The sequence below is a fragment of the Sphingomonas sp. ID1715 genome (assembly GCF_013044515.1).
GTDB lineage: Bacteria > Pseudomonadota > Alphaproteobacteria > Sphingomonadales > Sphingomonadaceae > Sphingomonas_B.
This window is the reverse complement of sequence record NZ_JABEPR010000006.1, coordinates 36,095-49,975: the sequence shown is the minus strand read 5'-3', so window position 1 is coordinate 49,975 and position 13,881 is coordinate 36,095. Positions and strand designations below refer to the sequence as shown.

15 protein-coding genes are annotated in these 13,881 nt (G+C 65.7%); 12 read left to right on the top strand and 3 right to left on the bottom strand.

What is annotated here, in order from left to right:
* Positions 1-48: 48 nt before the first annotated feature.
* From HJG53_RS14150 to HJG53_RS14125, 7 genes are all read left to right on the top strand, one after another.
* Positions 49-984 carry an ArdC family protein gene (locus HJG53_RS14150; RefSeq protein ID WP_171131677.1) on the top strand — a complete coding sequence of 312 codons (936 nt, stop codon included), beginning with the start codon at positions 49-51 and terminating at the stop codon, positions 982-984.
* A gap of 52 nt (positions 985-1,036) precedes the next feature.
* Positions 1,037-1,414, top strand: a complete 378-nt coding sequence (locus tag HJG53_RS14145; RefSeq protein ID WP_254447791.1) for an MbcA/ParS/Xre antitoxin family protein — start codon at positions 1,037-1,039, stop codon at positions 1,412-1,414.
* On the top strand, positions 1,386-2,114 hold the full coding sequence (locus tag HJG53_RS14140; RefSeq protein WP_171131667.1) for an RES family NAD+ phosphorylase: 729 nt from the start codon (positions 1,386-1,388) through the stop codon (positions 2,112-2,114). The genes HJG53_RS14145 and HJG53_RS14140 overlap by 29 nt, the downstream gene beginning before the upstream one ends.
* 60 nt (positions 2,115-2,174) lie before the next feature.
* A complete protein-coding gene (locus tag HJG53_RS14135; RefSeq protein ID WP_171131666.1) occupies positions 2,175-2,819 on the top strand; it encodes a hypothetical protein in 645 nt (214 codons plus the stop codon).
* A 251-nt stretch (positions 2,820-3,070) separates the two neighbouring features.
* A complete protein-coding gene (locus HJG53_RS14130; RefSeq protein ID WP_171131665.1) occupies positions 3,071-4,045 on the top strand; it encodes a DUF2493 domain-containing protein in 975 nt (324 codons plus the stop codon).
* Between the two features lie 96 nt (positions 4,046-4,141).
* Positions 4,142-4,573, top strand: a complete 432-nt coding sequence (locus HJG53_RS18810) for a thermonuclease family protein (protein ID WP_254447790.1) — start codon at positions 4,142-4,144, stop codon at positions 4,571-4,573.
* A 603-nt stretch (positions 4,574-5,176) separates the two neighbouring features.
* Positions 5,177-5,581 carry a single-stranded DNA-binding protein gene (locus HJG53_RS14125; protein ID WP_171131663.1) on the top strand — a complete coding sequence of 135 codons (405 nt, stop codon included), beginning with the start codon at positions 5,177-5,179 and terminating at the stop codon, positions 5,579-5,581.
* A gap of 44 nt (positions 5,582-5,625) precedes the next feature.
* On the opposite strand, the gene HJG53_RS14120 is transcribed toward HJG53_RS14125, so the two are convergent.
* Together HJG53_RS14120 and HJG53_RS19010 are read right to left on the bottom strand one after the other, a co-directional pair.
* Positions 5,626-5,850, bottom strand: coding sequence for a hypothetical protein (locus HJG53_RS14120; RefSeq protein WP_171131659.1), 225 nt, complete (start codon positions 5,848-5,850; stop codon positions 5,626-5,628).
* A complete protein-coding gene (locus tag HJG53_RS19010; RefSeq protein ID WP_171131657.1) occupies positions 5,843-6,142 on the bottom strand; it encodes a DUF6437 family protein in 300 nt (99 codons plus the stop codon). The genes HJG53_RS14120 and HJG53_RS19010 overlap by 8 nt, the downstream gene beginning before the upstream one ends.
* A gap of 318 nt (positions 6,143-6,460) precedes the next feature.
* On the opposite strand from HJG53_RS19010, the gene HJG53_RS14110 reads away from it, so the two are divergent.
* The 5 genes from HJG53_RS14110 to mobF all read left to right on the top strand — a co-directional run bounded on the left by HJG53_RS14110 (position 6,461) and on the right by mobF (position 13,314).
* Positions 6,461-6,661 carry a hypothetical protein gene (locus HJG53_RS14110; RefSeq protein ID WP_171131655.1) on the top strand — a complete coding sequence of 67 codons (201 nt, stop codon included), beginning with the start codon at positions 6,461-6,463 and terminating at the stop codon, positions 6,659-6,661.
* A 470-nt stretch (positions 6,662-7,131) separates the two neighbouring features.
* Complete coding sequence (locus HJG53_RS14105; protein ID WP_171131653.1) at positions 7,132-7,380, top strand: hypothetical protein; 249 nt, start codon at positions 7,132-7,134, stop codon at positions 7,378-7,380.
* A 413-nt stretch (positions 7,381-7,793) separates the two neighbouring features.
* Positions 7,794-8,081, top strand: coding sequence for a hypothetical protein (locus HJG53_RS14100; protein ID WP_171131651.1), 288 nt, complete (start codon positions 7,794-7,796; stop codon positions 8,079-8,081).
* Positions 8,071-10,386, top strand: a complete 2,316-nt coding sequence (locus HJG53_RS14095; protein WP_171131649.1) for a type IV secretion system DNA-binding domain-containing protein — start codon at positions 8,071-8,073, stop codon at positions 10,384-10,386. Before HJG53_RS14100 ends, HJG53_RS14095 begins: the two co-directional genes overlap by 11 nt.
* A gap of 9 nt (positions 10,387-10,395) precedes the next feature.
* Positions 10,396-13,314, top strand: coding sequence for a MobF family relaxase (gene mobF, locus HJG53_RS14090; protein ID WP_171131647.1), 2,919 nt, complete (start codon positions 10,396-10,398; stop codon positions 13,312-13,314).
* On the opposite strand, the gene HJG53_RS14085 is transcribed toward mobF, so the two are convergent.
* Positions 13,311-13,712 (bottom strand): HIRAN domain-containing protein, encoded by a 402-nt coding sequence (locus HJG53_RS14085; protein WP_171131645.1) that lies wholly within the window; start codon positions 13,710-13,712, stop codon positions 13,311-13,313. The two genes, mobF and HJG53_RS14085, sit on opposite strands and share 4 nt — an antisense overlap.
* Positions 13,713-13,881 lie beyond the last annotated feature (169 nt).

Here is a 13,881-nt window from a genome sequence, read left to right as displayed (position 1 = left end):
GGCTGCCGCCGGAGCGGGCCGATTGGGCCCGTTTTCCGGAGAGAGACCATGCCATTTTCCTCGAAGACCGATCGTACGAGCCCGGCCGAGACCATCACGCGCGCTATCATCGAACGGCTTGAAGCCGGCACCAGGCCCTGGGTGCGCCCTTGGAGCGGCGCCGCGGTGTCGCGCCCGTTACGCTCTTGCGGTACTCCGTATCGCGGTATCAACGTGCTCTGGCTTTGGATGGCGGCCGAAGCCGGCGGTTTCTCATCGCCATTCTGGCTGACCTATCACCAGGCCCAGTTGCAGGGCGGCCAGGTTCGCAAGGGCGAGCGCGGCACGATCGCCGTCTTCTACAAAAGCTATTCCAAAACCGTCGAGGACCGGGAGACCGGCGAGGCGCACGATGAGGCCCGCCGCGTCCTGAAGAGCTTTGTCGTCTTCAATGCCTCGCAGGTTGACGGTCTGCCCGCCCGTTACGCCCCGCCGACGGCACAGCCGCTGCCTGTGGACGAACGCGATACGAGGCTCGACGCCTTCTTCGCCGCAATTCCGGCCAGGCTGCGGCATGGCGGATGCGAAGCCTATTACAGCCCGTCGACTGATCACATCACAATGCTGGAGATCGCAGCCTTTCGAGGTCGTGACCATTATCGGGCGACGCTCTCGCACGAGCTTGCCCATTGGACCGGCCATACGAGCCGGCTCGCGCGTTCGCTCGATGGCCGGTTCGGCAGTGACGCCTATGCGATGGAGGAACTGATTGCGGAACTTGCTGCCGCAATGATTGGCTCAGAGGTCGGTCTGCCCACCGAGCATCTCGATAACCACGCGAGTTATCTTGCGTCATGGCTGCGCGTGCTCAAGGCCGACAGCCGAGCGATCCTTTCTGCGGCTGCAAAGGCAGAAGAGGCGTCGGCGCTCATCCTGCGTTTGGGGTCACGGGAGACCGTGCAGCCCGATGAGCAGCGCGAACCCGATATACTCGAAGCTGCCTGACTCTCTTGTTCTTTGGAACAAGGAAGCTATATTTCGTTCTGTGGAGGTCTCGTTGGCGACGCAGCTCAAAAGCAGTTCGACCGAGCAGAGCCGGGTTTTGTCAGAGGCCATTGCGCGCATAGCGGACCTGTGGTCGCTGACGAACGAACGGCTCGGACGCGTGCTGGGCCTCTCTCCGGCCACCATCTCCCGGTTGCGCAGTGGCAGCTTCGGTTTGGAGGCCGACAGCAAGGCGTTCGAGGCCGGGCAATATCTGGTTAGGCTGTTCCGCAGCCTCGACGCCATGATGGGCAGCGACGACGAGGCCAGCAAGGCCTGGCTCAAATCACCCAATCTCGACCTGGAAGCGGCACCGATCGAACTGCTTGTCACTTTCACCGGCCTTGCCCGGGTCTGCGCTTATGTGGACGCGCACCGCGCTCGCGTCTGAGTTTCGCGAGGTCCGCAGACGGGTCTGGCGGGTGGTCGAAGCGCAGCACCGCATCTCGACCAATCGGCTGGCCGCCAGCATCGCCGATCAGGCGCTGCTTGAGGATCTCGCCGAGGCGGTGAAGCCGCTGGTACCACCGGCTGCGCGGCATCTGCATTACCTGCTCGCCTCGCCCTTTCGTTATGGCCACCGGTCGGCATCCCGGTTCCGTCACGCGGACGAGCGACCGGGCATCTTCTATGCCTCCGAGCATGAGCATACGGCTATCGCGGAAAGCGCTTATTGGCGCCTGCGCTTTTTCACGCGGTCGCCCGGTTTTGTGCCGCCGAGCACTGTCAGCGAGCATAGCTCGTTCTGCGTCACGATCGCTGCGCGACGCACCATTGATCTGACCCAAGCGCCATTCGCCGCGCAAGAAGCAGAGTGGCTGTCCGACGATTATGTGGCGTGTCAGGCGCTCTCAAGCGAGGCGCGTGCCGCGGATGCGCAGGCCATACGGTATCGGTCCGCGCGCGACCCCAAGCGTCGGGCCAATGTGGCGCTGCTGGATCCGGCCGGCTTTGCCGAAACGCAGCCCCGGACCGGCCAGACCTGGCATCTGCGCGTCGAGCAGGGTCGCCTGCTCGCGCTGGCGGCGTTTCCCGCGACCGAGTCCCTGACCTTTACGCCAGCGCAGTTCGGACTCGTCCAGCGTCCCTGAGAGGAGAGCTACCGCGCCGCACCGATGGGCGCGCTGGTGCGCCGATCAGGAGCAGCTCTCATGACCTACGATGTCCATTTTCGCTATGCCCAGGCGCTCGATCCGAGTGGGCTCGATAGCCTGGCTGCCTGTCTCCACGCCGTTCAGGCCGCGGCCAAGGATTGTCGAAATGCCGGGCTGCCGTTCGAGTCGGACCCGGCCGTGATCCTCTTGGCGCGTCACCTTGGCGAGGTCGCAACGGCCCTGATGCCGGACCGTGCAGCATTGCGCGGCCTGTGCGCCGAGGCTCTTGCCGATCTGGCCCGAAAGCCGGTGCTCGCGACGCTAGCGGCGCGGGGCGTGAGCCATGACGATGCCGCGAAACGGCTCTTCCATGCCGAAGCACGCAAGGCGCTGCGACGGCTTGCCGATGCCCTCCACCTTAGTCCCGCCGACTATGACCTTCGCGTGTGCGCGGGTGGCCCTGCCGTGTCCGGCGAAGTGATCCTTCATGCCGATCATTTGTACGTGCAGGTCGCGCTGTCGGGCTACGGCGCCGGCGAAATCCTCTTCCGCCGGGTCGCTGGCCGTCAAGACTATAGCGGAGGTAGCAATCACTGGGCCGGCATCCGCGAGCTGCTCCACCCTGACCGTTTGGCCGCACGACTGGCTCATGAACTCGGTCTCGAACTGCCGCAAGTCGTTGAGCCCAGGCTGGTGGCCTGACGCGGCGAGAAGCTATGTCGCAGCTTCCAGAGCTCTCGCCGCTCCGACGGGGAGAGGCCCTATACCCGGCGGCGGCTCTCCCGCAACCCGCCCGCCTGCGGCCCGTGTTGCCTCGCGGTGCGAGGCTGCCCGCGCCAGCCTTGGCGGGGGGTGTCCCGGCGCGCATGCGCGCCGGTGCGGGCGAGCCCGGTGCCGCCGGGTCTTCGGCTCCCGTCGTCGGATCGTCCGGCGATAATTTCAGGAGACCCGCCATGCCCTCAACCCTGTCCGCGCAGCTCGCAGCGCTGGAACTCGGCCATCTCTCGATCGGCGCTGCCGAACCCGATCTCACTCTCGCCATGCCCGACCCGGATGCCATCGATCAGACGCTCGGCGCTGTCTGGTCTGACCTGTTCGGCCTGTTTTCCGACACCGCGCTTGAGGCCGACGCCGAAGAGCTCGCCTGGGGCTTTGTGAACCTGTTCCATCGGGCCGCCACCAAGAAGTCTGCGCAGATCGACCGCGCGACTGACGAAATCCGGCTGCTGATCGCCACCGCCGACGGCTCGGAGGTCCACACCAGCGACCTTGAGCAACAGATCGAACGCGCACAGGCCGCGGAGACGACGATGCTCGGCCTCGAGGCGCTGCGCGAGACCGCCGCGCAGCTCTATATGCGCGAGACCGGCTCCTCCTGGCGGCCCGCGGGTGGCTCGCGCATCAACCACGACAGCAAGGCGACGTCCGCCGTCGTTCAGGGGCGAGACTTCCTGAAGGCACGCGCCGAGACCAAGCGCCGGGCAGCAATGCCAGTCGGATCGCCGGTCGTTTTCGCCGGAGGGCGACACGCTTTCGCGAGCAACGAGGAGGCCAAGGCGTTTGCCGACAATGTCTGGACGACACTCGACAAGGTCCGCGAGCATGTCGCCGAAATGGTGCTCGTCCATGGCGGCGACAGCAAAGGCGTCGATCGGCTCGCTGCGGCCTGGGCCGAGCGTCACAAGATCCCGCAAATCGCGTTCGGTCTCGACAGCCGGCTGGGCCAGCGGGCCGGCTTCCGCCGCAACGAGCAGATGCTTTCGCTCAATCCGCGTTACGTCGTCGCGTTCGCCGGCAATGGCGTGCTCGAACGGCTCGTCATCGGCGCCAAGGCACGCCGGATTGCAGTCGTCGATCGGCGCGGGCCGCTCGGAACGAACCCGAAGCGGCATGCAGTGCAAGCTGAAGCAGCGGCAGAAGCTGCATGAGGCTTGCGACCGCGATGCGTTGATGCGCATCGCGGTCTCCGCTGCGAGCGATGCTGGCCTGCCGTCCTTTGCAGGTCGATTGAGGATGCCTGTTTCATGAGCTTGCTGCTGCTTCTTGCCGCGTTCGTTGCGGGCGGCGCTGACTTCACCTGCACGCCGGTCGCCGTCTGGGACGGTGACGGCCCGATCTGGTGCGCCGAGGGCCCGCGTATCCGCTTGTCTGGTATTGCCACGCGAGAACTCGACGAGAGCTGCAAGCCCGGTCATCCATGCCCGCCCGGCACTGGAAAGGCAGCGCGAGATCATCTCGTTAAGCTGCTCGGCGGACCCAGAGGCCGGCTGAACACTGGGCACGTCAAGGTACGGGCACCAGCGCTGAGATGCACCTCGATGGGATCGGGCAAGGGCGCTCGCACAGCAGCCTTATGCGCAGCGCCGAAGGTCGGCGACCTCTCCTGCGCCATGGTGCGAAGCGGTCATGCGCTTCGTTGGCGACGCTATGGCGGTGACAGGCTCTGCTCGCGGTAGCTTACCGGCGCAGTTCGCTTCCAGACGCTGGCTTCAGGAGCCCGGTGCCGGGATGCTCCCATTCATCGAGCACAGACCCTGAAACGCCATCAGGCCCACTTCGGGGGGGACCGTGACGGTCTCATGGGCGCCGATGGAACGCCAATGAGAGCTGCCCCATTTGGCCTTTGACCTACGATCTATGCCCGTTGTCGGATTGGTGCAGATCGATCCACCTTCACAGGAGCGCTGGCAGAACCGCACCTTCTATGCCCCCCGTTCGTGGTTGGAGCACGCGGAATGGGGATCGACGGCGTTGCGGTTGAGGGGGAAGACCGGCGACACAACGCGGCGGGGCAGCTGACCAGGCCAGGGTCTGGCTGTTCCGGACAACGCCAGCACCGCCTCCATCGACTTCTCAAACCCCTATGGCTCGGATCGAATGGTCGCAACCCGCAGCCCAAGGCCCGTGTTGCCCTGCGGGCTGCCCGCGCCAGCCTTGGTCCGGGGTTCCCCTCGGTCCCTCGACGACGCTCGGGACTCTCGGTGCGCCCCTCCGCTCGGTCGCCATGGCCGGGGTTCAGTCGATCGGGACGGTCCCGGCGACGGATCAGGAGACGACCCATGACCAACACCGTTCTGCTCGTCGGCAACCTCGGCGCCGACCCCGAGACCCGCTCCACCCGCGGCGACACCACGATCACCTCGATCAGCGTGGGCACCAGCCGCCCCAAGCGCGACAGCGAGGGCAAGGTGCTCAAGGATCCCGCCACCGGCTACACCGTAAAGGACACCGAATGGCACCGCATCACCTGCTTCAACGGCCTCGGTAAGACCGTCGGCCAGTTCGCCACCAAGGGGATGCTGGTCTCCGTCCGCGGGCGCATCCACTACTCGCAATATGAGAAAGACGGCGTCACCCGCTACGCGACCGAGATCATCGCCGAGGACGTCCAGTTCCTGAGCCGCGGCAAGCAGGCGAGCAACCCGCAGTCGGATCTCGATCTCGACGAAGACGTGCCCTTCTGAGCGGAACCTCGGCCCCGGCGGCTGCAAGCCGCCGGGGCAAGTTCTCATGTTTCGGCGCGGTCCAGAAAGTGCCGAGCGACGAGCGCGTCAAGGTTTCTGGTCAGGATCGTTGAAAGGGCCAGCGCATCGCGCTCCGCATCGAACGGGTCGCGGTCGAGCGCGCTCACCAGCGCGTCCCTGAGCCAATAGCTTGTTGCCGGATTGGCCAGCAATGCGATGACCTCTATTGTCACATCGGGAGTATCAGTGGCGGGTTCAAGCTCAGCCACGCTGCACCTCCGCCGGCTCTCCGCCCGGGCGCTTCGGCTCACCTGTCGAACTCAGCACTTCGCTGCTTGATGCCAGCCGCTGAAGTGATACATCGGCGCCGGCCGCGACAATCCTCGCGACCAGCTCTTTGAGCTTTGCGGGTCCGATCGCCCCGCCGCCTGCATCAAGCACGATCATCCCGAGTTCGAGCGCAGCCGCGCGCTTGAGCTCGGCACCGCGGTTCTCCAGTTGAGCACGCTCATCGTTCAATCGTGCGAGCGCCTCGAGCGCGCTCGGCTTCTTCTTGGCCACGACCCTTCTCCTTGTCGGTCGAAGCCCCTTCCGGGAGCGATCATGGTGCACAGATCGGCCGTTAGGAAAGCGCGGAATGGACGGCCTCGTCGCTGAAGGGCCCCACAATGCGACCTGGCGGAACGGCTTCGCTGACCCGAAACCGGAAGCATGACGGCCGGTCCTGGCCGCTCCTCAAGGACGACGGTTCCCCCAAAATGCTCCGCATTTCGGCTCCCCCCTCGCCGCTTGCGCGACGGGCTGACGCCCGTCCCTGACCAGCGCCGATCGGCCGTCGCCCGCTTCCTCATCGCCAACGCGAATGAGGGAGTTCACATCATGTACGACGCACAATTCGAGAACATCGCAGCCCGGATCGACGTAATCGAGACGGTCCTCGCAGAGCTCCACGACGCCGGTCGCGGACATGGCGAACATGCGCTCGAACTCGAGGCAGAGCTTGCCGCGCTCGAGCAGCGGCTGGAGCAGATCGAGCTCTTCGCAAGCTATGAGCCGCGTCCCACCTACGAAGAGGCTTGAGGAATTGCCGTCTGCACTAGGATGTCCCGCCGAGAGCGGTCCAGCTCGCGCGTATCAAGGTCGCGATGTGGGCGCGGACCCATTAATTGTCGCATCGCTGCAGGACGCCGCGCACGCCTGATATCTTCAGCAGTCGGATTTTAGAACCTTGGGGAACGACGTCCCAGCACCTCGCCCGGCATCGAGATAACTCGGGCGCCGCGGGCATCGAGCCCGCGTCACCCGAGCTCTTTTGCTCGCTCGACATGAGGGAGAATGACAGCGGCAGAAGCCGGGCCTCAAGGACGATGGGGCCCCACCATTTTTTCAGCCGATCAAGCGTTAGCGCTCACCGGCGAAGGTCGGCGCGGCGGCTGAAAAAATCGTGACCCCCATCGCCGCTCACGCGGTCGTGCTGCGCACGATCCTTGACCCCCGACCCCTCCCGCTGTCCCCAGACGCGCCGTCTAAGACGAAGCAGGAGACGGACCATGACTTACCTCAGCCAGTTCAGCACCGCCGACGCCACCCCCTACAGCGATGTGGAGCTTGCCGCGTATCTGGCGGCCTATGCCAAGGCGACAGACCGTGCCGCCCATAGCTACTTCGACCAGCACATCATCCGCACCGACGATGGCTGCTACTGGGTCGCTGACGAAGGGGATTACGAGAGCCTGATGCAGGACCTGGCAGACCGGATTGTCCACACAGTCGGCGCCGGCCGCAGCGACGAATACTGACACGCGAGGGGGGCTTTAAGGCCCTCCTCTTTTTTGCTCGCAAAGCTGGGAAACGGTTCGACGACCCGTTCTGGGAAGATCGCGGCAGCGACCCTGCCAGGTCCCACCGGTAACGCCGATTGATCCCGATTTCCCGACTGACGATCCAACGACCGCACATCCTTCGCAAATAGGGAACAAAGAGCACACCTTACGCGGCGAGCCGCAGGAATATTCGGCGGAAAACCGCCACTTCCTCGCCTGACCATCAGCTGTCGCTGCTATGGTCATTGCCCACCAGCGCCCATCATTGATGGTCAAGGTGCTTCCTCTCGATCTCCTGCCACATTGAGCTTGACGGCACGGGACCGTTCTGCTTCTGTTCTCATTGCCTTGCGACGTGCCCACCATGCCCCTGACGACAGGTGTGTGTCATGTCCCGCCGTTTCCAGCTTGCCTGCTATGTCGCCGGTCAGGTCGGCCAGGCTTATGTCCAGCGTGCGCGCGAACGAAACCTGACGGTCGCGTCGGCGCTCCGTCAGCTCGTCATTGCCGACCTTTATGGACGCCCCGATCCGGTCGAGGCACGTCAGAATATGCTGTTCCAGACCATCGCACTTGATGGGCTGCTGGAAGCGCATCCCGACCCTGAGCTGCGCCCGCGCCTGCTCCGGATCTGGCGGGAACGCATCGCCGAGGAGGGTCTTGGCCATGCGGCATGAGTTTACAAACTTCACCCGCGGCAGCCAGCTGCTCGGGCATTTCGGCTTCATGTTCGCGGCCGGGCTGAAGGGTCCGCTGCTGGTCACCGCCGCCGTCTTCGCGGGCCTTATCTGGTGGCGGGCTTCCTCAACCCTGTCCGACCATGAGGCCTATCTTTGCTGGATGCGCGTCTATGCCTGGATCTATGGCTGGTTCGAGTTCAACCCGGACAAGGCAGTAAATCTGAATCTGGCCTCGGGCGGGCACATCCAGCTTACCTTGTCGGCGCTTCCCACCCACCCTCTCCTGCTCCGGGCCTGGGGCAGGTTGATGGCGGCCACCGGCGAGGCCAGCGCCCTTGCCGCATGCATCTCGATCCCAGCCATTGCGGCCTTCGCCTGGGTCGCGGCATGGTTCGGACGACGCTCGAAGGAGAGCCGGCACGAGCGGGGCGCAACGCTGGCCGAGCTCCCCCAGCTGGCGACGGAGATCGCGGCTCACAATCGAGTCAAACGGGCCGACGAATATCGCCGTGTGCTGGGCTGGTCCTGGCGTCTGACCTCGGCGCTCGAGCGGCAGCAGGCCGGGCTCTACGAACCCTATGCATTGGCCGGCGTCTCCTTTCCGTGGCGCCTCGAGCAGAGCCACGCGATGCTGATCGGCACGACCGGCACCGGCAAGACCGTCGCCCTGCGCGACCTGCTCTCCCAGGTTCGGGATCGTAGCGCTCGCGCGGTCGTCTTCGATCTCACGGGCGCCTTTATCGAGGCGTTCTACGATCCCGCCCGGGACACGATCCTCAATCCGCTCGACGCCCGCTGTCCCATGTGGTCGGTCTTCGAGGATTGCACCGAAGAGGCGTCGCTGACCGCGGCGGCCGAGGCGCTGGTGCCGCATGACGGGGGTGGCGCCGAACAGTTCTGGGTGCTCGCCGCGCGCATGCTGTTCGTCGAGATGTGCCTGAAGCTGATGCGCGAAGGCCGCGCCACAAACGCGGCTCTCTCGGCCGAGCTGATGACGGCCAGCCTGTCCCATGTTCACAAGCTCATGGAGGGGACCGTCGCCGACCCGCTGACCGCTCCCGAAGCGGCCCGCATGGCGGAGTCGATCCGGGCCGTCTTCAACGCCAATGCCAAGGCGCTCCGGATGCTGCCGACAAGCGGCGAGCCCTTCTCGGTCAGGCGCTGGGTCGAAGGCGCATCTGGCCCAGGGGCTATGCTGTTCGTGTCCGCCCGCTATGTCGACATGCCGGTTGCGTCCCGGCTCCTGACCGTCTGGATGGACACGGCAATGACCACCCTGATGTCGGGTCCGCGCTGCCCCGATCTGAAGCTCTGGTTCCTGTTCGACGAGCTCGGCGCATTGCATCGACTGCCCGCCATCGAGAAAGGCCTGCAGACCGCCCGCAACTATGGCGGTGCGATCGTCGCCGGCGTCCATGCCTATGCCAAGCTCAAGGAGACTTATGGCGACAACATGGCCATGACCCTGGCCGCACTCGCCCGCACCAAGCTCATTCTGGCGACCGCCGACCGCGAGTCCGCCACCTGGTGCTCCGACTTTATCGGGCACCGCCAGTACCGGCAGATGGAGGAAGGCTTCAGCTATGGCTACAACAATGCGCGCGACGCCGTGAGCCTTACGCCCAGGCGGCAGATCGAGCCGCTGTTGCTGCCCGATCAGCTGATGAACCTGCCCTCGCTCGACGGCTTTCTGAAGTTTCCTGACGGCTTTCCGGCGGCGCCGGTTCGGCTCCGGCCCCGACCATTGCCATCGGTTGCTGATCCATTCGTGCCGCGCTCCCCGATGCCTCATCCGGGACATACGCCAACCCTCACATCAGCTGCCGACAGGCGGCTCGCCGAACCCGGCGCGAACGCCAGTTCGGATCAAGGACCAGGCCCGGGTGCGGGTCGCGATGAGCCCAGGCCTGGGCGCGCTCAGCGCCCCATGCCACTGTTCGACAGCCTGGATGAAAAGGCCGCAGACAGATCGACCAGCGACCCGCTTGCGCGTTCAGATACCCAGCTCACCGGCCCCCTGGATGGACCCGTCAGACGCGACCAGGGAAGGCCGCCGGTGCTCGGCACCGGGACGGGAGAGCGGGCGAGCAGCACGCGGGGCGGTTCGCACGCGTCAGCGCCGGGAGCCGGTCAGGTCCGACCACAGACCCTGTCGTCTGGCCGGACCGAACTGTCCTCCCATCATCCGGGCAACGTCTTGCCGACCGCCCCTGCGCCCGAAAATCTCACCGTCCGCGAACTCAAGAGCGGCGCGGGCGCGGAGACCCAGCAAGGCCTGGACGAACCCGATCTGGAAGCCTGAGGCGCAGCCATGTTGTCGGTGGCTGCGGTGCGCTCGGCCGAAGGTGCTGCGGGTTATTTCGCCGCCGACAACTACTATGCCCCTGCCGAGGCTGAGCAGTCGGGCGAGTGGTTCGGCAAAGGGGCGGCCGCGCTGGGGCTGACCGGCAAGGTCGAGAAGGACAGTTTCGAAACGCTGCTGCGCGGTGAGCTGCCGGACGGCTCGCGGGTCGGTGTCGCCGGCCGCCATAGGAGCGGCATCGACCTGACCTTTTCGCTTCCGAAAAGCTGGTCTTTGCTGGCGCTCGTCGGTGGCGATCGGCGCATCATCGCCGCCTATCGGGAGGCGGTCAAAGAGACCCTCGCCTGGGCCGAAGCCAATGCGGCCGAGGCCCGCATGGAGGTGCGCGGCAAGGAAAGGATCGTCCCGACCAGCAAGCTGGCGGTCGCGCTGTTCGAGCATGACACCAGCCGTGAGCAGGAGCCTCAGGCGCATCTGCACGCCGTCGTCGCCAATGTGACGCAGGGGCCGGACGGAAAATGGCGGGCCCTCCATAACGAGAAGCTCTGGTCTCTGAATACGCTCTTAAATGCGATCAGCATGGCGAGCTTCCGGGAGAAGGTGCAGGCACTCGGCTACGAGACTGGTCCCCCGGGCAAGCACGGCAACTTCGAGGCCGCCGGGATCACCCGCAACGCCGTCATGGCGTTCAGCACCCGGCGCCAGCAGATCCTAGCCAAGGTCGGCAAAATGCGGGCGCGCACGCCCGAGGCCTTCGCCGCCGCGACACTGATGACGCGCACCGCCAAGGCGCCCGTGACCGACCGGAATGCGCTCTACGCGGGATGGCGGGAGGCAGCCGAGAAGACGGGCCTCGACCTGCCCGGTTTGATTGGCGAGGCCGCCGCGCGCGCCCAGCACACGCCCACACCCTGGGAACGCATCGGGATCGCGGCCGGGCTGATCGGGCGCGAGCTCAAAACCGCCCTCGGCGGCTTGGCGGAACGGCTCGGTCTCGCGCCCAGAGACCCCTATCTCCCCCGCGACCTTCACCATCTGGATGCGCCAAAGGTCGCCGCTGCTCACGCCGTTGCGTCAGGTCTCCGGCATCTCGAGCAGCGCGAAGCAGCGTTCAAGAGCACGGACCTGCTGAAGGCGGCGCTCGATACCGGATTGCCGGTCAAGGTCGCTGATTTGGAGGCCCGCATCGCCTCGCTGCTCCACGGCAGGCACCTGACACAAGGCACCGGTCGCGCTGCCGAGATGGTGACGACTGCGCAGGCGATTGCGACCGAAGAGCGCATCCTCTCGGCGGTCGAAGCTGGGCGCGGCCAGGGCCGACGATTTGTTGCCGTCGACAGGGCAGCGGAGCTCCTCCAGGCCGAAGCAGCGTCGGGATCGGGCCTCAGCCTCAACCTGGGCCAGCTGTCCGCCGGCGCGATGCTGCTCGCCTCGTCAGACCGGATCATCGCCATCCAGGGCGTCGCGGGTGCGGGCAAGAGCAGCATGTTGGCGCCAGCCGCGAGGCTCATCGAGCAGTCCGGCGGTCAGGTGATCGGCCTGGCTGTCCAGAACACGCTTGTGCAGATGCTGCAGCGCGAGACCGGCATAGCGTCATCGACGGTCGCGCGCTTTCTGAAGCGCTACGAGGCCCTGCTCGACGGCGGTGCTCTCGGAGCAGACGTGCCGTCGCTGAAGGGAGCCGCCCTCCTCGTCGATGAAGCGTCGATGCTGGCCAATGCCGACCAGCTCAAGCTGATGGTTCTAGCCGAGAAGCTGGAGGTCGGCCGGCTCGCCTTTGTCGGGGATGCCCGGCAGCTCGGCGCCGTCGACGCCGGCAAGCCCTTCTCGATCATGCAGCAGGCGGGCGCGCCAACGGCACATATGTCTCAGAACCTGCGCGCTCGCGGCGAGGCGGTGAAGGAAGCAGCCGCAGCAGCCCAGATCGGCAGTGTCGAGCGCGCGATGGACGCACTCCGGCCCTTTACGGTCGAGGCGCCCGGGCGTGGCGCTCGGGAAGCGGCCGAGCGATGGCTGGCGCTTGGCGGTGAGGACCGCGCTGCAACGGCCATCTATGCCTCAGGCCGCAGGCTGCGCAGCGAGATCAACGTGGCGATCCAGGAAGGTCGGCATGCCCGCGGCGAACTGGGACCCGGCCGGCTGGACCTGGAGGTGCTCGACAGGATCAGCACCACGGATGAAGAACTGCGCTACCATCAGACATACGCGGCCGGCATGATCGTCGAGGTGTCCAGCCCGCAACGGCGTCAGGGATTGCCCCGGTCTCGAGCGGAGGTCTCCCGTGTCGATCACAGGACAGGGACTGTCTACCTCAAGCTCTCGCGCGGTCGAGAGATCGGGTTTCGACCCGACAGGTTGCGACCTGGTTCGAAGTCGCCGCTGCAACTCTACGAGCGCAAGGCCCTGTCGATCCATGACGGCGACCGCATCCGCTGGACCGCCAACGACCACAAGCGCGGCCTGTTCAACGCCGACCAGGCGCAGGTGAACACGATCACCGAGCGCGGCGTAACGATCCAGACGTCGCTGGGCGTCACGCTCGAGCTGCCACGCGGCGATCCCATGCTGAAGCGACTCGACCTCGCCTATGCCCTCAACGCTCATATGTCGCAGGGGCTCACATCTGATCGCGGCATCGCAGTCATGGAGACAAGCGACCGGAAGCTCGTCAATCAGCAGACTTTCCTGGTCACGGTCACTCGGCTGCGCGACCAACTCACCTTGATCGTGGATCGAGCCGGCGCCGTTGAGCGGCAGCTGCTCCGCAATTCCGGCGGCAAGACCTCGGCACTCGAGGCAACGGGCGGCGTTCGGCCCCTCCCCTCCCAGGGTCACCCGGTGCCCGCGAGTTCCAAGCCGAAGGTGGCGCCCGATCGAGGCCTAGATCCGGAGGGTGGCCGCGCAAGGTCGTGGGAGATCGGCATCTAGTGGTCAGGCGGGATGTAGTCCGGCCAGAAATCATCGTCTCGCTCAGGCCGAGCTGACGCCCGTTTCGGCTTGATTGGTGGCAAGACCGGCCCTGCGCCGACGAGGTTCACTCTTACAAGCGCGCCATAGTCTGTGGCTCGCTGAAACACGGCCCGAAGATCGGCACCAGCAGCCATCTTGCTGCCGATCCACGGCGCGCGCTCGGCGGTCAGATACCCGATCTGCACGCCTCGCGAGGACAGCACAGCAATCGCATGAGGATCCGCCTTGTTGGTGGGCTCCGGTACGAGTTCGACGGCCTCCCCCGGAACACACAGCAAAATTTCGAAGCGGCGATTGCTGCCGTCCGCATTGGCATGCGCTGCGCCGACCACGGACAGAGAGAGCTCACTGGGCATGAGAGCTCCTATGCCTGCTTCGCTTAGGAGTAAAAAACTACCTTTCGAGATCGGCCGGCACGAGCATCAGGATCGTCACGCTCTGTGGAACACCCTCCTGGGGCCAGCGAGCGAGATCTGAGCCGCCCCGACGAGGATGCTACGGAGCTTCAGGCGGGCTCTAGTGCAT